Below are 19,463 nucleotides of genomic sequence, written 5' to 3' on the forward strand. Positions count from 1 at the left end.
CTCAGAACGGCTTCACAACCACCAGGATCACCATGGCCATGAACAGCAGCACGGTGATCTCGTTGAAGACGCGGAACCAGCGGTGGCTGCGGCGATTCGCCATCTGCTCGAATTGCCGCAGGATGCGCCGGCACCACAGGTGATAGCCCAGCACCGCAAGCACCAGGGTCAGCTTGGCATGCAGCCAATAGGCACCGCCACCCCGGCCGATGCCGTAGTACAGCCATAACAGCAGGCCGAGCACCAGGGCCGGCACCATCAGCAAGGTCATGAAGCCGTAGAGCTTGCGCCCCATCAGCAGCAGGCGTTCGCGCTCGGCATGGCTGTCGGCGGGCACCATGGCCAGATTCACAAATATGCGCGGCATATAGAACAGGCCGGCAAACCAGGACGCGACGAAGACGATGTGAAAGGCTTTAATCCAGAGCATGGGCCCATTATGGGCTGCAGCTTCGCCCGCCAACTTGGGCCTTTTGGCGGGCGAAAAAAAGCCCCGGCTATGAAGCCGGGGCGGCAAAGCCTTATCGCTGTCATCACGCTAAGGCTCCTGCTCAGGGAGGAAAAGCAGGGAACGACGCCTTGCGGCTATCATTCGCTGGCAAGTTTAACAGAGCTGTCGCAAATCCGTCTCTACGGGAAGTCGCGTAGATCGACGCAGATTGCACGCTTGCCCGTCATAGCCCCCGTTTTTGAGGGGTCAGCCCGCTGCCCCCCGTCTGGAGACTCGCTTGTCCCGCCGCCTGTCTAGCCAACTCCCTGCCCCTTATCCTGCCTGCCGTCCGCGCCGCCTGCGTCGCGACGCCTACACGCGCGCCCTGGTGCGCGAGCACGCCTTGACGGCCAGCGACCTGATCCTGCCGGTGTTTGTGCATGAGGGCGAGAACCATGCCGAGCCGGTGGCCTCGATGCCTGGCGTGTCGCGCTTGACGTTGGACAAGCTGCTGGGCGTGGCCGAGGAATGTGTCAGCCTGGGCATCCCGGTGCTGGCGCTGTTCCCGGTGATCGATGCCAAGCTGAAGGATCCGGAAGGCCTGGAGGCCACCAACCCCGATGGATTGGTGCCGCGCGTGGTGCGCGCCCTCAAGGACAAGGTACCGGGCCTGGGCATCCTCACCGATGTGGCGCTGGACCCCTTCACCAGCCACGGCCAGGACGGCGTGCTGGACGAGCAGGGCTATATCATCAACGACCGCACCGTCGAGATCTTGACCCGGCAGGCGCTGGTGCAGGCCGCCGCTGGCGTGGACATCGTGGCGCCCAGCGACATGATGGACGGCCGCGTTGGCGCGATCCGCCAGGCGCTGGAAGCGCAGGGCCACGTCCACACGCGCATCATGGCCTACAGCGCCAAGTACGCGAGCGCCTTCTACGGCCCCTTCCGCGACGCCGTGGGCTCGAAGGGCAATCTGGGCAAAGCCGACAAGAAGACCTACCAGATGGACCCGGGCAACAGCAACGAGGCGCTGCGCGAGGTGGCGCTGGACCTGGCCGAGGGTGCCGACATGGTGATGGTGAAGCCCGGCATGCCCTATCTGGACATCGTGCGCCGTGTCAAGGACGAATTCGGCGTGCCCACCTTCGCCTACCAGGTGAGCGGCGAGTACGCCATGATCAAGGCCGCGGCGGCAAACGGCTGGCTGGACCACGACGCGGTGATGTTGGAAGCGCTGCTCGCCTTCAAGCGCGCCGGCGCCGATGGCATCCTGAGCTACTTCGCCCTTGAGGCCGCGCGCCTGCTGAAGGCCGGAGCCTGAAGGCCTTGCGGCGCTTCCACCTCAGCGGCGAGCATTTCACCGAGCTCGCCGAGCTGCCCGCCGAGCTGCCCGCCGAGGGATTTGTCTGGATAGGCATGGCGCGCGCTGAGTTCGAGCGCGAGGTCGGCTGCCTGCAACAGCAACTGCAGCACTGGACCGGCGCGCAGCTGCTTGACCTGCATGTCTCCGACCTGCTGAACGACCAACTGCCCTCGCATTTCGACTACACCTCCTGGTACGACCTGATGGTGTTCCGGCGCCTCGCGGCGGTGGCGGGCAGCGAGGCAGCGCTGCAGGCCATCGACACCAGCCCGGTCGGTTTCGCGGTGTTCGACCGCGTGCTGCTGACCGTGCATCCGGACGATTGCCAGGTGCGTGAATTCTTCGCCGAACGCCTGGGCAAGCTGCAGGAGGGGCGCGACTTCCGCGGCAGCGCTCGCCTGCCCACCAGCCCGGCCGAGTTGATGCTGCGCATGGTTAACCACATGGTGGACAGCTATCTGGAGCTGCGCCGCCTGCTGACGCGCCAGCTCGGCGCGCTGCAGCGGTCGCTGATGGACCGGCACGGCCACTTTGACGACTGGCCCAGCCTGCTGTCCTCGCGCGATGCCCTGCATCTGCTGGAGGACACCTGCGAGGACCAACGCAGCGCGGTGCAGGAGTGGATCGACGCGCTGGCCGACTGGCCTGTTAACGGCAGCCTGTTGGCCGAGCGCGAACGCGAGCTCTTGCGCGTGCGCTCGCGCGACGTGCTGGAGCATGTGGAACGCGTGCTCAGCCATGTGCGGCGGCTGGAGAGTTCAGCGGAGAGCGCGGTGCAGATGCACTTCTCGGCACTGGGGCACCGCACCAACAGCATCATGCGTACGCTCACCGTGCTGACCGCGATCTTCCTGCCACTGAACCTAATCACCGGCATCTTCGGCATGAACTTCGACACCCTGCCGCTGATCCACAGGGCCACCGGCTTCTGGATCGCGGTGGCGTTGATGGCGGCGCTGGGCCTGGCCCTGGGCGCCTTCTTCTGGCGCAAGCGCTACCTGGGCACGCAGCGCTGACGCTCAACCCTTCTGGTAGGGGTCGGCAAAGCCGAGTGCGAGCATGATCTCGGTTTCGCGCGCCTCCATGGCCTCGGCCTCGTCGTCCTCTTCATGGTCGTAACCCTGCGCATGCAGGGTGCCGTGCACCAGCATATGGGCGTAGTGGGCAAGCAGTTCTATGCCCAGCTCGCGCGCCTCGCGCTCCACCACCTCGGCGCAGATCACCAGGTCGGCGCCCACCACCGGCTCATGGCTGTAATCGAAGGTCAGCACATTGGTGGCGTAGTCCTTGGCGCGGTATTCATGGTTGAGGGCGCGGCCTTCCTCGGCGTCGACGATGCGCACCGCGATCTCGCCCGGCAGTTCCAACGCAGCGCGTATCCAGCGCATCACCTTGTGGCGCGCCAGCAGCGCGCGATGACGCGGATCGGCGAACTGCAGCGACAGGCTCAACTCCGGCCGGTTCGTCATCGCTGCCCTCCTCCTTGCGCGGCCTCATAGGCTTCAACGATGCGCGCAACGAGCGGATGGCGCACCACATCGGCAGAGGTAAAGCGCGTCATTGCAATGCCCTGCACGCGCGCAAGCACGCGCTCGGCATCAATCAGCCCGCTTTGCATGCCCTTGGGCAGGTCGACCTGGCTGGTATCACCGGTGACCACGCATTTGCTGCCGAAACCGATGCGCGTGAGGAACATCTTCATCTGTTCGGGCGTGGTGTTCTGTGCCTCGTCCAGTATCACGAAGGCATGGTTGAGCGTGCGGCCGCGCATAAAGGCCAGCGGCGCGATCTCCAGCTGGCCCTTCTCAAACGCCTTGGTGACGCGGTCGAACCCCATCAAGTCGTAGAGGGCGTCGTACAGCGGGCGCAGGTAGGGATCGACCTTCTGCGTCAGGTCGCCGGGCAGAAAGCCCAGGCGCTCGCCCGCCTCCACCGCCGGGCGCGTCAGGATGATGCGCTGCACCGAGGAGCGCTCCAGCGCATCGACGGCGCAGGCCACGGCCAGAAAGGTCTTGCCGGTGCCGGCCGGACCGATGCCGAAGCTGATGTCGTGCGCCATGATGTGGCGCAGGTATTGGTGCTGGTTGGGCGTGCGGCCCGCCAGATCGGCGCGCCGCGTGCGCAGCACGACGGCGTCGCCGGCCGGCTTGGCTTCCAGCACGCGCTTGCCGCGCAGCTTCTCGCCCAGCTCGCCTGCCGCCTCGGCGATTGCGAGCTGCAGGTGCTCCGCCGGGATGGCCTTGCGGGCGCGCTCGTAAAGCGACTCCAGCAAGACCAGGCTGCGCTCGGCCGCTGCTTTGGGCCCTTCGATGCGGAAGGCTTCGCCGCGCCGGCTGATGCGCACATCCATGGCAGGTTCGATCTGGCGCAAATGCTCGTCGAGCATGCCGCATAGATGGGACAGACGGCGGTTGTCTATCGGGGTAAAAACGTGACGGAGAATCAAGGCGGCACTTTCTGGGTGGGTCTGCTCGGTGCAAGCGCATATTGTCGCCCGAGCCCGCCCGCTCCTCCCGACGCGCTCCGTCCTGCACAATCGCCGCCCATGCACAGTCAGAGAATTCGACGATTTGCCGCCAGCCCGGGCGGCTGGCGCCTGCTCATCAGCGCGCTGCTGCTAGCGCTGCTCCTGCTGGGCCTGCGTCCGGCACATGCGCAGGAATTGGTGCTGAGGCAGGCCCTGGCCGTTGCCAGCGACGCCGCTGAATTTCCCGCCCATGCTGACGTTGCTGCGGTGCAGTTGCCCGACCATTGGGCCAGCAGCCGGCCCGGCTTCAGTGGCGCGGTCTGGTATCGGTTCAAACTGGAAGGCGGGGGCAGTCCGCTGGTGCGGCAGGCGCTCTATATCGAGCAGGTCTGCAGCAACTACCAGCTCTGGGTCAACGGCGTCAACCTGGTGGCGCGCGGGCGCATGCTCGACCCGATTTCCGAGCGCTGCTTCGAGCCGCAGCTGATCGAGTTGCCGCCGGGTCTGCTGCGCCCTGCCGGCAACGTCATCGACATCAAGGTCGCGGGCTATGCCAAGCAGGTGCTGGGCAGCAGCAGTCGAGCCGCCAGCCTCTCGGTCGTCGAAATCGGCGAACTGGAAACATTGGCCAGGCGGCAAACTTGGGCCTGGTTCTGGCAGCAGACCCTGCCGCTGCAGTTGTCGGCCATGCTGGTGCTGATGGCGCTGACGCTGGCACTGCTGGCGCTGCGTCATGCGCGCGACCAGCACCTGCTGTACCTGGCCGGGCTGATGGCCGGCTGGGTGCTGTTCTCCAACCGTCTATGGATCGGTAACATGCCCTGGCCGCGCGCTCTCGTCGAGGTGCTGATCGCCTCGCTGCTGCCGCTGCTGACGCTGTGCGCCGTGCAGTACCTGCTGCGCGCCCAGGGCCGCCAGGACAAGCGCATCGACCAGACCTTGCTGCTGCAGGCGCTCATTGCGCCGACCAGCCTCGCACTCACTCCGGCGAAGTACCAGTTCGTCGCGGTAAGCCTCTGGAGCCTGGTGCTGGCGGTCCAGGTCCTGAGCGCGCTGGGCTGGCATCTGCGCCAGCAATGGCTGCGCGCGCAGGGTCCGCACGGCCTGCCCAGGCAGGGCAAGCAACAGCGCCGGCAATGGTGGATCACCACCGCCTTGCTCGGCCTGGCGGCGCTCAGTGTGTTGCTGGAGCTGGCAACCCAGCAGTTCCGCACTCCCGCCAACGCCGGTCTGACGGCCGTCGCCATGCCGCTGGTGATGCTGGGCATGGGATTGCAGGCCCTGCTGGCACAGGCGCGTGCGCGCCAGGAGGCCGAGGCCATGCAGCATCAACTGGAGCAACATGTGCAGGAGCGCGTGGCCGATATCGAGCGGCACTACAACCAGATGGCCGAGCTCAAGCTGGAGCAGGTCACCGAGCGCGAGCGCAAGCGCATCGCCGCCGACCTGCATGACGACCTTGGCGCCAAGCTGCTGACCATCGTGCACACCAGCGAGTCGGACCGCATCTCTACGCTGGCGCGCGAGGCGCTGGAAGAAATGCGCCTGTCGGTGCGGGGCCTCACCGGCAAGCCGGTGCAACTGCTGGATGCGCTGGGCGACTGGCGTGCCGAGGTGGTGTCGCGGCTGGCGCAGGCCAACATCCTGGCGGAGTGGAAGGCCCCGGCCGAGGATATCGTCCACACCCTGCCGGCGCGAGCCTATGTGCAGACCACGCGCATCTTCCGTGAGGCAGTCAGCAACATCATCAAGCACAGCGGCGGCACGCATTGCGTGGTCAGCTGCAGCGTCGAGGACGGCTATTTCATCGTCGTCATCCAGGACAACGGGCAGGGCATACCGATGGAGCTGGACGGCCGCCTGGACCGCGGGCATGGCATGGCCAGCATGAAGGCGCGCGCCAAGCAGATGCATGGGCAATGCCTGGTGGAGTCCGGGCCGGGCTGGGGAACCGTGATCCGCCTCACGATTCCCCTCTGATCAGTACAGGCGTAAGCTTCATTGCCTAGGCGATGTTCCGATAAACGACTACCGTAGGCCTCCAGCGTGCTGATCGCGCGGCCTACCCATTGCCAGAGAAGAACGCCATGAACCACATCCTCCTGCTCGAAGACATCCCGGAAATCCGCGCCTGGCTGAAGGCCCTGGTCAAACAGGTGTTCGCCAATGCCGTGATCACCGAGTGCTCACGCGTGCAGGATGCGCTGGCCCAGGTCAACAGCCAGCGCTTCACCCTGGCACTGCTCGATCTGGGCCTGCCCGATGGCTCGGGCGTGGAGGTGATCGCGGCGCTGCGCGAAAAGCAGCCCGAGGTGCAGTCGGTGATCGTCACCATCCACGACGACGACGAGCACCTGTTCCCAGCCCTGCAGGCGGGCGCCTTCGGCTATCTGCTGAAGGAGCAGTCGCGCGAGTTGCTGGTCGAGCAGTTGCAGCGCATCAGCCAGGGCGAGCCGCCGCTGTCGCCCTCGATCGCGCGCAAGGTGATCGCCTATTTTGCGGCCCAGCGGCGGCCGCAGGCGGCGGCGCAATTGCACGAGGTCTCGCTCACCGATCGCGAAACCGAGGTGCTGCTGCGCGTGGCCAAGGGTTACACGCTGCCGGAGATCGGCGTGCAGCTGGGCCTGTCGCGCCACACCATTGCCGACTACGTGAAGCAGATCTACCGCAAGCTCAATGTCTCGTCGCGCGCCGAGGCCGCCCTGGAAGCGCAGCGCTTGGGATTGTTCGGCAGAAACTAGGCGCAGCCCTGCGGCCCCTGATAATGGGGCGATGATTGGCAGACTCAGCGGCGTCATCGCGGAAAAATCGCCCCCGCTCGTACTCGTGGATGTGCAAGGCGTCGGCTACGAGGTCGACGTGCCCATGAGCACCTACTACAACCTGCCAGGCATTGGCGAGCGCACCACCTTGCTGACGCATTTCGTGGTGCGCGAGGACGCGCAAGTGCTGTTCGGCTTTGCCAGCAGCGAGGAGCGCGCCACCTTCCGCCAGCTCATCAAGATCAGCGGCATCGGCCCGCGCATGGCGCTCTCGCTGCTGTCAGGTCTGAGCGTGGCCGAACTGGCCCAGGCGGTGGCGCAGCAGCAGGCCGGCCGGCTGGTGAAGGTGCCTGGCATCGGCAAGAAGACGGCCGAACGCCTGCTGCTGGAGCTCAAGGGCAAGCTGGCGCCAGATCTCCATGGCGCCGCCGCCGTGCACGCCGAGAACGACAACCAGGCCGACATCCTGCAAGCCCTGGTGGCCCTGGGTTACAGCGAGAAGGAAGCCGGCAGCGCCCTCAAGGCCCTGCCCAAGGACGTTGGCGTGAGCGAGGGCATCAAGCTTGCTCTCAAATCACTGTCGCGCTAAGCCATGAGTATCCAGACCGACGATTTCGGCAGCATCCCGGCGCAGCGCGTGGTGAGCGCCGCCCCGACCTCCCCCAACGAGGAAGCCATCGAACGCGCCCTGCGCCCCAAGTGGCTGGACGAGTATGTGGGCCAGGGCAAGGCACGCGAACAGCTGGAAATCTTCATCAGCGCGGCCAAGAAACGCAGCGAGGCGCTCGACCATGTGTTGCTGTTCGGGCCGCCCGGCCTGGGCAAGACCACGCTGAGCCACATCATTGCCGCCGAGCTGGGCGTGAACCTACGCCAGACCTCGGGTCCGGTGCTTGAAAAGCCCAAGGACCTGGCCGCCATCCTCACCAATCTCGAAAAGAACGATGTGCTCTTCATCGACGAGATCCACCGGCTTTCACCGGTGGTGGAGGAGATCCTGTATCCCGCGCTGGAGGACTACCAGATCGACATCATGATCGGCGAGGGCCCGGCGGCGCGCTCGATCAAGCTGGATCTGCAGCCCTTCACCCTGGTGGGCGCCACCACACGCGCCGGCATGCTCACCAACCCCCTGCGCGATCGCTTCGGCATCGTCGCGCGGCTGGAGTTCTACACCCCTGCCGAGTTGCAGCGCATCGTGACGCGCTCGGCCAGCCTGTTGAACGCCCCCATGGATCCGGACGGCGCGCTGGAAATCGCGCGCCGCTCGCGCGGCACGCCCCGTATCGCGAACCGGCTGCTGCGCCGCGTGCGCGACTACGCCGAGGTGAAGGGCAATGGGCAGATCAGCAAGGGCATTGCCGACAAGGCGTTGGCCATGCTTGACGTGGACCCGCAGGGCTTCGATCTGATGGACCGCAAGCTGCTGGAGGCGGTCATCCACCGCTTCGACGGCGGACCGGTCGGCCTGGACAATGTGGCCGCGGCCATCGGCGAAGAGCGCGACACCATCGAGGACGTCATCGAGCCCTATCTAATCCAGCAAGGCTACCTGCAACGCACGCCGCGCGGCCGCATCGCCACGCTGGCGGCCTTCCGCCACCTGGGCGTGGCACCGCCCAAATCCATGGGCGAGTTGTTCGACTGAGCGCCAAACAGGCACAAAAAAAAGGCGCCCCATGGGGCGCCTTTCTCATATCCGATCCTGAGATCAGAAGTTGTGGCGAACACCAGCAGCGAAGGAGCTGAAGTCACCCTTCTGGGCGGCCAGCTTCGTGTCGATGGCGGTGTAGAAGCCGTAAAGCTTGGTACGCTTGCTCAGATTGTAGTTGTAGCCCAGGGTCCACTGGTTGGTCTTGGCCTCGGTTGCGCGGCCGATATCCAGGTGGAAGGACGAAGCGCCGATCGCGTAAGCGGCAGCGAAGCGCAGGTTGTTTTCCTTGGTATTGCCGGCACCGGTCACGTGCTGGTAGTACGCGCCCAGGGTCACAGCACCCAGCTCATACAGGCCACGCACGGCGAACTGCTTGTCGGCGCTTTGCTTGCTGTAGCCAGCACCCAGGTGCAGAGGGCCCTGGTCGTAGTTGGCGGAAGCGTCAAAAGCGCGCGGCTGGCTGCCTTCGCCAGCGGCGACGGCCAACTCGGTCGAGAAGCCGCCGGTGCTGTAGAAGTAACCGACCTTGTTGGCGGTCGGGAACGGGCCGCCGTACAGCGCATCGCTGGACGTGCCAGTGTCGTGGTTGTGCATACCGATGTAGTCAGCGGTAGCGTAGTACGAGCCCGGGGTCCAACGGCCCAGGCGCACGGCACCGAAGGCACCAGCAATCTGGACGTGAGCGCCACGACCCCAGAATCCGGCAGTGCCGCCGGTGGCAGCGCCGGTGTCCGAATTGAAGCCATGCTCCAGCTCGAACGAGGCCTTCAGGCCGCCGCCCATATCTTCAACGCCACGGAAGCCAATGCGCGACGAGTTGTTCTGCACGACAACCTTGCGGCCTTGGTTCTCGACCTTCTGGCTTTCAACGGTGGTGTTGACGCGGCCATACAGGGTGACCGAGCTTTGTGCGAATGCGGGTGCGGCGATGGCTGCGAGTGCAGCGACGAGAGCAATCTTCTTCATCATTTGCCTTTAAGAGTTGAGAGGGTGGGCCGGGCTTGAAGTGCCCGGTCTTTGCGCGAAATGTGGCCGCAGTATAGGAGGGCCAGGGTTTCACCGGGTTTGTTCCGACGCGAAATTGCAACACTCCCCCGCTATAGCCAGGAATGTGCCGAATGACACTTGAAGAGCCATTCGGCGACAGGCTCCTAGGCCTGCGCCGGATCGTCCAAGCCGAGATCGTGCAGATGCTGGTCGTCGTTCCAGCCCACCAGGGCAAAGCCCTCGGGTGAATAGATCAGGCGGTTGATGCTGGCATTGCCGAGCGTCCAACTGCGTGAGGCATGGAGTTCCAGACGCGCCGCCAGGCGGTACAGGCAATCCATCACCCCACCATGGGCAACGATGGCAATGGTCTGGCCGGGGTGGGCCTGGGTCAGCTCCTGCACCGCCTGGGTACAGCGGGCATAGAAATATCGCAGGCTTTCTCCCCCCTCGGCGGCGAAGTCGGGGTCGCGGCGGCGCCAGCGCAGGCTCTGCTCAGGCCAGCGCCTGGCGATCTCGTCCCAGGTCTGGCCCTCAAAATGGCCGAATGAGCGCTCGCGCAGCCGCACGTCGGCATGGATCGGTGCGCCCAGACCCTGCAGGGCGGCGGCGGTCTCCCAGGCACGCGCCAGATCGCTTGCGTACACGGCGGCCAGCGGCTCGCCCGCCAGCGCCAACGCAAGGCGACGCGCCTGGGCGCGGCCGCGCTCATTCAGCGGAATGTCCAGCTGACCCTGGATGCGGCTGTCGCGGTTCCAGTCGGTTTCGCCGTGGCGTATCGCCAGGATCTGCGTGGCGCTTTCGAAGCTCATGCGTCCCAGACGATGTCGACCTCGGCGCGCTGGCTGTGCCGCATCAGTTCCAGCAGCGGCCAGACGCGTTGCCGCAGGCTCACGCCCTCGCGGCGCGGCGCCTCGTGTCCGGCAGCCTCGGCCTCGGCCTGCTGGCGTGCGAACTCGGCCTCGTCGTCTGCCACCGCGGCCTCCAGTGCCGCCATTGCGGGGCCCAGCTCGGCCAGCGCCAGCAGGCCCTGCCTGGCGGGTTCGTGGCCCAGCAGCCGCAGCACGCGCTCGCCCTGCGGGCCCAGCATCAGCACATCGGCCCCGGCCTTGGATTTGAATTTGTAGATCACCTGAAACTCCGCGTTGTTGCGGAGGATTGTCACCGCTCAGGCGGCGCCACGGATCAAATGCACGGGTGCGCGCGGCGTCGACGGACCGGGGCGCCAGACGCGCTCCTCGAAGGCGCGCGGGTCGAGTGCCGGGGCATAGAGGAAGCCCTGGAACTCATGGCAGCCGGCGCGGCTCAGGAACTCACGCTGGGCGTCGTTCTCCACGCCCTCGGCGATCACATGCAAATGCAGGGCGCGCCCCATCTGCACGATGGCATTCACGATGCCGGCGTCGCTGGCGTCGCCAGGCAGGCCGTTCACGAAACTCTTGTCGATCTTGAGGCGCTGGATCGGGAACCGCTTCAGATAGCCGAGCGAAGAATAGCCGGTGCCGAAGTCGTCGATCGACATGCACACGCCCAGCTCGGCCAGGGCCTCCAGGCGCAGCAAGGCCTCCTGCGCGTCGCGCAGCAGGATCGATTCGGTCAGCTCCAGCTCCAGCAGCGAGGGTGGCAGGTCGGCCGCCTTGAGTGCCTGCGCCACCGAATCGACGAACTGGGTCTGCTGGAATTGCAGCGCCGACACATTCACCGCCACCGGCATGCGCCAGCCCTGCTTCAGCCACTGCGCCGCCTGGCTGACCGCCTGCTGCAGCACCCAGTCGCCGATCGCGACGATAAAGCCGCTCTCCTCGGCCACCGGGATGAATTCGGCGGGCGAGACCTCGCCGCGCAAGGGGTCGCGCCAGCGTATCAAGGCCTCGGCACCGATCACCTGGCCGGTGCTGAGCGAAATCTGCGGCTGGTAATGCAGCCGGAATTCGCGCTCCTGCAGCGCCTGGCGCATCGCGTGGTCCAGGCGCATGCGCGAGAGCAGGTCCACATCCTTGCGCGGCTGGTGGAAGCGGAAGGTGGCACGGCCGCTTTCCTTCACCCAGTGCATGGCGCGCTCGGCGCTGGCCATCAGCTCTTCGGCATTCGCGCCATCGCCGGGGAACAACGCGATGCCGGTACTGGCCGTGACGGTGAAGCTCAGGGTGTCAAAGCAGAAGGGCCGCGACATCGCCTCCTGCACCCGCCGGGCCGCATGCTCGGCGCCGCGCGCATCGGCCTGATGGATCAGCAGGGCGAACTCGTCACCCCCCAGGCGCGCCACGGTATCCACCTCGCGCAGGCATTCCTTCAGGCGCAGCGCCACTTCCTTGAGCACGCGATCGCCATAGGAATGACCCAGGGTATCGTTGATCTGCTTGAAACGGTCCAGGTCGACGTTCAGCAGGCCGAAAGGCGTGGCCTCGCGGCGCGCCATCGCCTGCGCGTAGTCCACGCGCTCACACAGGGCGCGCCGGTTCGGCAGCCCGGTCAGCATGTCGGTATGCGAGAGCTCCTCGATACGCTGGCTGGCCGCCAGCTTCTCGCTCAGGTCGCGAAAAGAGTAGACCCGGCCGATCGGACGGCCACGGCTCCACTGCGGCAGCGAGACGCGCTCCAGCACACGGCCGTCGATGAGCTTGATGTTGTCGCTGGTCTGCAGCAGGGGTGCATCCTGGATCGAGGCCAGGCGCATGGCATAGGCCGGGCCATCGACCACACTGCGCCGCATCCAGGCTTGCACGGCCTCGTCGTTGCGCTCGTTCAGCAGGTCCTCGGGAATACCCCAGAGCGAGGCAAAGCGCTGATTGAAACTGCGCATACGGCCGGCCAGGTCGGCCACCAGGATGCCATCGGCGGTCGACTCCAGCGTGGCGCGCAGCTCGGCCAACAGGGCTTCGCGCTCGTCGTCATGCTGGCGCTGCGAGGTCTGGTCCCGCATCGAGATGAGCCAGAGCCCGCCGCCCTCCAGCTGTTCGACATAGCTGACGCGGCGCGCCACCCAGAGCATGCGCCCATCGGCATGGCGCATCATGGTGTCGGTGTGCAGCGGATCGAAGCTGCCGGCCGCCACGTCCATCCAGAACATCGCGTCCTCGGGCGTGGACGCCAGCGACTCCATCGCGCATCCAAGCAATTGCTCGGCCTCCATGCCCAGCAACTGGGTCGAGGCCTGGTTCACTGCGACGATACAGCGCGTTTCGGCCTCCACCAGCCACACCGCTTCCTGCAGCCCGTCGATCAGGGCCGTGTAGCGTTCGCTGAGCTGGAGGGCCGAAGGCGATGTCTTCGGTCGCAGAAGTCTCACGCGGCCATCTCCCCTGCTGGTGCGGTGGGCACGGATTCGAAGAAATAGGCCACCCGGGTGCGCGGGCTCAAATAGTCCAGCGAGGCACGCGGCAGTTGCTGGGGCTTGAGGCTGCGCCGGATGCCCAGGTCAGGCAACTCTTCCAGATTCATCACCAGTGCCTCATCCTTGGGCACCTTGGCGTCATGCACCATCACGCGCGGCTTGAGCGGGCGCGAGGAATTGACCGCCACCACCAGCGCATAGCGGTCGTCAGTGAGCTGCACCGTCGAGCCCGGCGGATAGACGCCCATCATGCGGATGAAGGCGTTCAACATGGTGGCGTCGAAGCGGTTGCGCCCCTGGGCAAACATCAGCGAGAGCGCCTCGTGCGGCGTCATCGCCTTGGACGCCAGCAGTGGATTGCACAGGCCGTCGAAGCGATTCACCAGCGCAACGATGCGCGCGCCGGCACTCATGCGGTCCACATTGATGCGCTGCGGAAAGCCGGAACCGTCGGCATTCTCGTGGTGCTGGGCCACGATCAGCAGCGGCCCGGGCTGCAGCCCCATCTGCTGCGCCAGGGCCACGCCCTTCACCACATGTTGCTGGTATAGATTGGTCTCGGCGGCGGTAAAGCTGTCGTCGCGGTTGCGCACGCGCGGCGGCAATTCGATCTTGCCGACATCGTGCAGCAGGGCGCCGACGCCCAGATCCAGCATTTCGTCGCGCCCCAGGCCGAAGGCACGGCCCAGCAACAGCGAGACGATGGAGACATTGAGCGCATGGGCGGTGCCGCGATCACCGGCGCCTTCGTTCAACAGGCGGATGTTCAGGTCGCCCTCGACCAGCATCTTGTCCAGCAGGGCGGTCGTCAGGGCCACCGACTGGTCGCGCGCATTGCGCGGCTCGCGCGGCACCAGATCAATCACCTGGCGGTAGGCGGCGGCCGCCTCACCATATTGCTTCTCGCACAGCTGCAGGGCCTCGCGCTGCGCGGCCAGCGCCTGCCGATGTCGCTCGCGGGCCAGTTCCTCCGCGGAGATCGTCGGCACGGCCTCGAGCACCGCCGCCGGCTGGGGTGCCGGAGTGGCGTCGGTCTGCAGATCGCTCTTGCCCGGGCTCCAGCGCACCTGCTTGAGACCCAGGCGGCGCAAGATCAGCAACTGTTCTTCCGAGCTCAGTTTGAAGCTGGAAAGCGGAAAAGGATGGGACATCCAGCCCAGGTCCAGGTGGATGAACATCCCCACCCGCAGCTGAGTCACATCTATCAAAGGATCTGCTGATCTGTCCTTCATTCGATTCTCTACGCCCATTTTTTGAGGCGCCCTCGTCAGGGGCATCGGCAATAGGGCGAGACTACTTAAGTGATTTACAAGCTCAAATGTATACGGCCTGCAGCCACAGCCGAACGCGTGCAAATTCTCACAACTTGCAACGATGACGCCGTATCATCGTCGGCGCGAGCGTTCATCAATTGAACGTAAGTTCTAATTACGAACCACTGCCGCAAGAGACCCCGCCGTGATCGACAAATTGCAGCCCTCGCCGGCCGCCGCCTTGGCCGACGTGCCGGACGGCGCCACCGTGATGATTGGCGGCTTTGGTGAAGCCGGCCTTCCGCAGGACCTGGTGAGCGCACTGCTGGACCAGGGCGCGCGCGAGTTGACGGTGGTGAACAACAATGCCGGCAACGGCGATCACGGCTTGGCGGCCCTGATCGCCGCAGGGCGGGTACGCAAGATCATCTGCTCCTTCCCGCGCCAGGCCGACTCGCATCACTTCGAGCGCGCCTACCGCGGCAGGCAGATCGAGCTCGAACTGGTACCGCAGGGCAGTCTGGCCGAGCGCATCCGTGCCGCCGGCGCCGGCATCGGCGCCTTCTACACGCCCACCAGCTATGGCACCGACCTCGCCCGCGGCAAGGAGCAGCGCCAGATTGGCGGGCGCGGCCATGTTCTGGAATACGCGCTGCACGCCGACTACGCCCTCATCCAGGCCGAGCATGGCGATCGCTGGGGCAATCTGGTCTATCGCAAGACCGCGCGCAACTTTGGTCCGGTGATGGCCACGGCGGCGCGCATCACCGTAGCCGCGGTGCGTGATGTGGTGGCGCTGGGCGCGCTGGACCCCGAGGCTGTGGTAACGCCTGGCATCTATGTGCAAAGGCTGGTGTGCTGCCCGCGCCCGGCAGCCACCACGGAGGCCCGCTCATGAGCTGGCAGGCCTGGACACGCAGCCAAATGGCCGCCCTGGTCGCCCGGGACATTCCCGAGGGCGCGGTGGTGAACCTGGGTATAGGCCTGCCGACCCTGGTGGCCAGCCAGTTGCCGCCGGAGCGGGAGATCATCCTGCACAGCGAGAACGGCGTGCTGGGCATGGGGCCGCCGCCCGGCCCCGAGGCCGCCGACCCCGATCTGATCAACGCCGGCAAGCAGGCCGTCACCCTGCTGCCCGGCGGCTGTTTCTTCCACCATGCCGACAGCTTCGCGATGATGCGCGGCGGGCATCTGGACATCTGTGTGCTGGGCGCCTTCCAGGTCTCGGCCCAGGGCGATCTGGCCAACTGGCATACCGGCGCCGCCGATGCCATACCGGCCGTGGGCGGAGCCATGGATCTGGCGATCGGAGCCAAGCAGGTCTTTGTGATGATGGAGCACCTCGGCAAGCGCGGACAGAGCAAGGTCGTCGCCGCATGCAGCTATCCGCTCACGGCGGCGGCCTGCGTCAGCCGCATCTACACCGATCTCGCGGTGCTGGCGGTCGAAGCCGCGGGCTTGCGCGTGCTGGCGCGCTGCCCGGGCCTGGAGCACCGCCAACTCGAATGCCTCACCGGCCTGCCCCTGCGGGCCTGATGCATCCCTTCCTCAGCCTTGGAGATATCCCATGACTCAAGCCTTTATTTGCGACGCGCAACGCACACCCTTCGGCCGCTATGGCGGCGCCCTTTCCTCGGTGCGTGCCGATGACCTGGGCGCCATCCCCATCAAGGCGCTGATGGCGCGCAACCCGCAGGTCGATTGGGCCGCGCTCGCCGATGTGCTCTATGGTTGCGCCAACCAGGCCGGTGAAGACAACCGCAATGTGGCGCGCATGTCTGCCTTGCTGGCCGGCCTGCCGCTGGAGGTGCCGGGCGCGACGCTGAACCGGTTGTGCGGCTCGGGCATGGACGCGGTGGGCTCGGCCGCTCGCGCCATCCGCGCCGGCGAGGCCGAGCTGATGCTGGCCGGCGGCGTCGAGAGCATGAGCCGCGCGCCCTTTGTGATGCCCAAGGCCGAAAGCGCCTTCTCACGCAGCAATGCGGTGTACGACACCACCATCGGCTGGCGCTTCGTCAACAAGCTGATGAAGGAACGCTACGGCGTCGATTCCATGCCCGAGACGGCCGAGAACGTCGCCACCGACTTCGGCATCGAGCGCGAGGCGCAGGACCGGATGGCGCTGGCCAGCCAGCTCAAGGCCGTGGCGGCCCAGCAGGCGGGCTTTTTCGACGCCGAGATCACCCCGGTCAGCATTGCGCAGAAGAAGGGCGATCCCATCGTCGTCGGCAAGGACGAGCATCCGCGCGAAACCAGCCTGGAGGCGCTTGCCAAGCTCAAGGGCGTGGTGCGGCCGGACGGCAGCGTCACCGCAGGCAACGCCTCGGGCGTGAACGACGGCGCCTGCGCCCTGCTGCTGGCCAGCGAGGCGGCCGCGGCCCGGCATGGCTTGACGCCGCGCGCCCGCGTGGTGGGCATGGCCACCGCCGGCGTGGCGCCGCGCATCATGGGCATAGGCCCGGCACCGGCCAGCCAGCGCGTGCTGGCGCTCACCGGTCTGAGTTTGGCGCAAATGGACGTGATCGAACTCAACGAGGCCTTTGCGGCCCAGGGCCTGGCGGTGCTGCGCGCACTCGGCCTGCGCGACGACGATCCGCGCGTCAATCCGAACGGCGGTGCGATCGCCCTGGGTCACCCGCTGGGCGCCAGCGGCGCCCGCCTGGTCACCACTGCGGTGAATCAGCTGCAGCGCAGCGGCGGTCGCTACGCTCTGTGCACCATGTGCATAGGCGTGGGTCAGGGCATCGCCCTCATCGTCGAGCGGGTCTGAGCACCTGATCGGGGGCAAGACCAGCGTCCTGCCCAACCGGCCATGAGAAAAGCGCAGGGGAGCTTGAACTTTTGTCATGACTTGGCGGGCCATGACCGGCGGTTTGCGGCGCAGGCCCATGGGATACTCGCCGCGGATTGAGGCGCATATCGCAGGTATACCAGCACCATGGCGCCACTTCACCCCTGGCACACCCGCCCTTTCAGGCCGTGGGATGGCGCGCACCCAAATTTCACCAAATTGGTGCGCACAGGTGCGCAGATCGCCCAAGGTGTCACCCGATGCCGGGACAAGCCAGGGGCCAATCCCTATAGTCGGCTCATCGCATGCTCGCGCCCAGCGGATTTGGGCGCTTTACGCTCAAAACTGGCACCTATGTCCGCTGAACGTGATTTCGAAGATTTGCCCTCGAACAACCAGCTGCACTACCCCGAGGCGCCCGCCGCCGAGGCTAGCGGTCCCCTCAAGCGCGATCTCGTCGCCGGCCTGGAAAAGGGCCTGGCGGTGATCGAGGCCTTCGACCAGGAGCGCCCGCGACTCACCATCAGCGAGGTGGCCGCACGCACGGGACTGACCCGCGCCGCCGCCCGCCGCTATCTGCTGACCCTCACCCATCTCGGTTTCGTCTCGCAGGACCGCAAGATGTTCGCGCTCACCCCCAAGGTACTACGCCTGGGCCAGAGCTATATGCATTCGGCCAGGTTGCCGCGCATCGTCGAGCCGGAGTTGCACAAGCTGGCCTATGCGCTCAAGGAGGCCAGCTCCGCCGGCGTGCTGGATGGCAGCGACGTGATCTGCATTGCCGCCACCAGCGCCGGCCGCGTGGTCTCGCCGACGCTGCAGCCCGGCACCCGCGTGCCCGCCTACTGCGCCGGCAACGGCCGCGTGCTGCTTGCCGCCCTGCCACAGCCCGAGGTGGACGCCTGGATTGCGCGGCAGGAGCTCGAGGCGCTCACGCCGCACACCGTCACCCATCCCGAGCGCTTGCGCATCGAGATCGCACGCGCGCGCTCGCTGGGCTATGCCTGCATCGACCAGGAGTTGGAGCTGGGCCTGCGCACCGTGGCCGTGCCTTTGAAGAATTACCGCGGCGACACCGTGGCGGCGATGAACATCAGCGTGCATGCCTCGCGCATGAGCATGGATCAGCTGCTTGAACATTGCTTGCCACCCCTATTGCAAGCCCAGGCGCATTTGCGCATGCTGCTGTAACCCAGCGCCGGCGCGCCTTGCGGCTGGGGCCTTCACAGGAGACCTCAGCATGCAGCGTACCCAGGTGGCCATCATCGGGGCGGGCCCGTCGGGACTGCTGCTTGGTGCCCTGCTGCATCGGGCCGGCATCGCCAATGTGATTCTGGAACAGCGCAGCGGCGACTACGTGCTTTCGCGCGTCCGCGCCGGCATCCTGGATCAAAGCCTGACCGAGCTGCTGGACGAAGCCGGTGTCGGCGCACGCATGCGCCGCGAGGGCCTTGTCCAGCATGGCATCTACCTCAGTACCCAGGGCCAGCGCCACCGCATCGACCTGAGCGCGCTCACCGGCGGAAGGTCCGTGCTGGTCTATGGCCAGACCGAGGTCACACGCGACCTGATGGAGGCACGCATGGCCGCCGGTCTGCAGACGCTTTACGAGGTGGCCCATGTGAGCGTGCACGGCACCGAGGCCAGCCCCAGCGTGCGCTACCAGCGCGGTGGCCAGAGCCACGAGCTGCAGTGCGACTTCATCGCCGGCTGCGACGGCTTCCACGGCATCTCGCGCACCAGCGTGCCGCGCGATGCGATCCGGACCTACGAGCGCATCTACCCCTTCGGCTGGCTGGGCGTGCTGGCCGATGCGCCGCCGCCGGCCGACGCGCCGGTCTATGCCCATCACCAACGCGGCTTTGCGCTATGCAGCATGAGCAGCCGCACGCGCCTGCGCTGCCACCTGCAGTGCAATCTGAGCGACAAAGTCGAGCAGTGGAGCGACGAGCGCTTCTGGACCGAGCTGCGTTGCCGCCTGGATGGCGAAACCGCGGCCGCCTTGCAAGCGGCGCCCGCGCGGGAGAAAAGCATTGCGCCCCTGCGCAGCTTCGTGGCCGAGCCGCTGCGCTTTGGCCGGCTCTTCCTGGCGGGCGATGCGGGCCATATCGTGCCGCCCACCGGCGCCAAGGGGCTCAACCTGGCCGCCTCCGATGTGCGCTACCTGGCGCGCGGCCTGATCGAGCATTACCGCGAGCACAGCGACGCCGGCCTCGACAGCTATTCCGAGAAGGCCTTGCGCCGCATCTGGCGCGCCGAGCGCTTCTCCTGGTCCATGACCAAGCTGATGCACTGCTTCCCCGACATCGCCGGCTTCGACCACAAGCTGCAGCAGGCCGAGCTTGAATACCTGCTCAGCTCACGCGCGGCGCAGGCGGTGCTGGCAGAGAACTATGTGGGCCTGCCCTTTGAGGACTGA

At 66.4% G+C, this 19,463-nt stretch carries 19 protein-coding genes; 11 read left to right on the forward strand and 8 right to left on the reverse strand.

Translation table 11 applies throughout. From position 1 onward, the window contains the following. Position 1: 1 nt before the first annotated feature. A complete protein-coding gene (locus WG898_RS21960) occupies positions 2-430 on the reverse strand; it encodes a CopD family protein (protein WP_339604922.1) in 429 nt (142 codons plus the stop codon). 310 nt (positions 431-740) lie between these two features. On the opposite strand from WG898_RS21960, the gene hemB reads away from it, so the two are divergent. Both hemB and WG898_RS21970 read left to right on the forward strand, forming a co-directional pair. Beyond that, positions 741-1,754, forward strand: a complete 1,014-nt coding sequence (gene hemB, locus WG898_RS21965; RefSeq protein WP_339605092.1) for a porphobilinogen synthase — start codon at positions 741-743, stop codon at positions 1,752-1,754. A 5-nt stretch (positions 1,755-1,759) separates the two neighbouring features. Further along, complete coding sequence (locus WG898_RS21970; protein WP_339604923.1) at positions 1,760-2,812, forward strand: magnesium transporter CorA family protein; 1,053 nt, start codon at positions 1,760-1,762, stop codon at positions 2,810-2,812. 3 nt (positions 2,813-2,815) lie between these two features. On the opposite strand, the gene ybeY is transcribed toward WG898_RS21970, so the two are convergent. Next, entirely contained in the window at positions 2,816-3,265 is a 450-nt protein-coding gene (gene ybeY / locus WG898_RS21975; RefSeq protein ID WP_339604924.1) for an rRNA maturation RNase YbeY, read from the reverse strand. After that, complete coding sequence (locus WG898_RS21980; protein WP_339604925.1) at positions 3,262-4,242, reverse strand: PhoH family protein; 981 nt, start codon at positions 4,240-4,242, stop codon at positions 3,262-3,264. Before WG898_RS21980 ends, ybeY begins: the two co-directional genes overlap by 4 nt. Positions 4,243-4,341: 99 nt before the next feature. On the opposite strand from WG898_RS21980, the gene WG898_RS21985 reads away from it, so the two are divergent. The 4 genes from WG898_RS21985 (at position 4,342) to ruvB (ending at position 8,673) form a co-directional block, all read left to right on the forward strand. Continuing rightward, a complete protein-coding gene (locus WG898_RS21985) occupies positions 4,342-6,243 on the forward strand; it encodes a sensor histidine kinase (protein ID WP_339604926.1) in 1,902 nt (633 codons plus the stop codon). A gap of 107 nt (positions 6,244-6,350) precedes the next feature. Beyond that, positions 6,351-7,004, forward strand: coding sequence for a response regulator (locus tag WG898_RS21990; RefSeq protein ID WP_339604927.1), 654 nt, complete (start codon positions 6,351-6,353; stop codon positions 7,002-7,004). 31 nt (positions 7,005-7,035) lie between these two features. Further along, the gene (gene ruvA / locus WG898_RS21995) at positions 7,036-7,614 is read left to right on the forward strand and encodes a Holliday junction branch migration protein RuvA (RefSeq protein ID WP_339604928.1); all 579 of its coding nucleotides are present in this window, start codon (positions 7,036-7,038) and stop codon (positions 7,612-7,614) included. A 3-nt stretch (positions 7,615-7,617) separates the two neighbouring features. Continuing rightward, entirely contained in the window at positions 7,618-8,673 is a 1,056-nt protein-coding gene (gene ruvB / locus WG898_RS22000; RefSeq protein WP_339604929.1) for a Holliday junction branch migration DNA helicase RuvB, read from the forward strand. A gap of 63 nt (positions 8,674-8,736) precedes the next feature. Here ruvB and WG898_RS22005 read toward each other — a convergent pair whose 3' ends face one another. The 5 genes from WG898_RS22005 to WG898_RS22025 all read right to left on the reverse strand — a co-directional run bounded on the left by WG898_RS22005 (position 8,737) and on the right by WG898_RS22025 (position 14,151). Then, positions 8,737-9,648 carry a porin gene (locus tag WG898_RS22005; protein WP_339604930.1) on the reverse strand — a complete coding sequence of 304 codons (912 nt, stop codon included), beginning with the start codon at positions 9,646-9,648 and terminating at the stop codon, positions 8,737-8,739. Positions 9,649-9,830: 182 nt separating this feature from the next. Then, the gene (locus WG898_RS22010; protein ID WP_339604931.1) at positions 9,831-10,478 is read right to left on the reverse strand and encodes a histidine phosphatase family protein; all 648 of its coding nucleotides are present in this window, start codon (positions 10,476-10,478) and stop codon (positions 9,831-9,833) included. After that, complete coding sequence (locus WG898_RS22015) at positions 10,475-10,798, reverse strand: DUF1840 family protein (RefSeq protein ID WP_339604932.1); 324 nt, start codon at positions 10,796-10,798, stop codon at positions 10,475-10,477. Before WG898_RS22015 ends, WG898_RS22010 begins: the two co-directional genes overlap by 4 nt. Before the next feature lie 36 nt (positions 10,799-10,834). Next, a complete protein-coding gene (locus WG898_RS22020; protein ID WP_339604933.1) occupies positions 10,835-12,955 on the reverse strand; it encodes a putative bifunctional diguanylate cyclase/phosphodiesterase in 2,121 nt (706 codons plus the stop codon). Continuing rightward, a complete protein-coding gene (locus tag WG898_RS22025; protein WP_444718985.1) occupies positions 12,952-14,151 on the reverse strand; it encodes a cyclic di-GMP phosphodiesterase in 1,200 nt (399 codons plus the stop codon). Before WG898_RS22025 ends, WG898_RS22020 begins: the two co-directional genes overlap by 4 nt. 307 nt (positions 14,152-14,458) lie before the next feature. Between WG898_RS22025 and WG898_RS22030 the strand changes: the two genes are divergently transcribed. The 5 genes from WG898_RS22030 to pobA all read left to right on the forward strand — a co-directional run bounded on the left by WG898_RS22030 (position 14,459) and on the right by pobA (position 19,463). Beyond that, complete coding sequence (locus WG898_RS22030; RefSeq protein WP_339604935.1) at positions 14,459-15,151, forward strand: 3-oxoacid CoA-transferase subunit A; 693 nt, start codon at positions 14,459-14,461, stop codon at positions 15,149-15,151. Then, positions 15,148-15,789 (forward strand): 3-oxoacid CoA-transferase subunit B, encoded by a 642-nt coding sequence (locus WG898_RS22035; RefSeq protein ID WP_339604936.1) that lies wholly within the window; start codon positions 15,148-15,150, stop codon positions 15,787-15,789. Before WG898_RS22030 ends, WG898_RS22035 begins: the two co-directional genes overlap by 4 nt. A gap of 31 nt (positions 15,790-15,820) precedes the next feature. Further along, entirely contained in the window at positions 15,821-17,023 is a 1,203-nt protein-coding gene (gene pcaF, locus WG898_RS22040; protein ID WP_339604937.1) for a 3-oxoadipyl-CoA thiolase, read from the forward strand. Positions 17,024-17,398: 375 nt separating this feature from the next. Then, positions 17,399-18,235: an IclR family transcriptional regulator domain-containing protein gene (locus tag WG898_RS22045; RefSeq protein WP_339604938.1), complete on the forward strand. Its 837-nt coding sequence runs from the start codon at positions 17,399-17,401 to the stop codon at positions 18,233-18,235. 49 nt (positions 18,236-18,284) lie between these two features. After that, positions 18,285-19,463: a 4-hydroxybenzoate 3-monooxygenase gene (gene pobA / locus WG898_RS22050; protein ID WP_339604939.1), complete on the forward strand. Its 1,179-nt coding sequence runs from the start codon at positions 18,285-18,287 to the stop codon at positions 19,461-19,463.

Origin of the sequence: Paucibacter soli, from assembly GCF_037482845.1 — a bacterium.
GTDB lineage: Bacteria > Pseudomonadota > Gammaproteobacteria > Burkholderiales > Burkholderiaceae_C > Paucibacter_B > Paucibacter_B soli.

Excerpts from the sequence above, each read along its gene's own strand:
- WG898_RS21985 (WP_339604926.1), top strand. The coding sequence starts at position 4,342 with ATGCACAGTCAGAGAATTCGACGATTTGCCGCCAGCCCGGGCGGCTGG.
- WG898_RS21990 (WP_339604927.1), top strand. The coding sequence starts at position 6,351 with ATGAACCACATCCTCCTGCTCGAAGACATCCCGGAAATCCGCGCCTGG.
- pcaF (WP_339604937.1), top strand. The coding sequence starts at position 15,821 with ATGACTCAAGCCTTTATTTGCGACGCGCAACGCACACCCTTCGGCCGC.
- WG898_RS22005 (WP_339604930.1), bottom strand. The coding sequence starts at position 9,648 with ATGATGAAGAAGATTGCTCTCGTCGCTGCACTCGCAGCCATCGCCGCA.
- WG898_RS22035 (WP_339604936.1), top strand. The coding sequence starts at position 15,148 with ATGAGCTGGCAGGCCTGGACACGCAGCCAAATGGCCGCCCTGGTCGCC.
- WG898_RS21960 (WP_339604922.1), bottom strand. The coding sequence starts at position 430 with ATGCTCTGGATTAAAGCCTTTCACATCGTCTTCGTCGCGTCCTGGTTT.
- pobA (WP_339604939.1), top strand. The coding sequence starts at position 18,285 with ATGCAGCGTACCCAGGTGGCCATCATCGGGGCGGGCCCGTCGGGACTG.
- ruvB (WP_339604929.1), top strand. The coding sequence starts at position 7,618 with ATGAGTATCCAGACCGACGATTTCGGCAGCATCCCGGCGCAGCGCGTG.
- ruvA (WP_339604928.1), top strand. The coding sequence starts at position 7,036 with ATGATTGGCAGACTCAGCGGCGTCATCGCGGAAAAATCGCCCCCGCTC.
- WG898_RS22010 (WP_339604931.1), bottom strand. The coding sequence starts at position 10,478 with ATGAGCTTCGAAAGCGCCACGCAGATCCTGGCGATACGCCACGGCGAA.
- ybeY (WP_339604924.1), bottom strand. The coding sequence starts at position 3,265 with ATGACGAACCGGCCGGAGTTGAGCCTGTCGCTGCAGTTCGCCGATCCG.
- WG898_RS22025 (WP_444718985.1), bottom strand. The coding sequence starts at position 14,151 with ATGTCCCATCCTTTTCCGCTTTCCAGCTTCAAACTGAGCTCGGAAGAA.
- WG898_RS22045 (WP_339604938.1), top strand. The coding sequence starts at position 17,399 with ATGTCCGCTGAACGTGATTTCGAAGATTTGCCCTCGAACAACCAGCTG.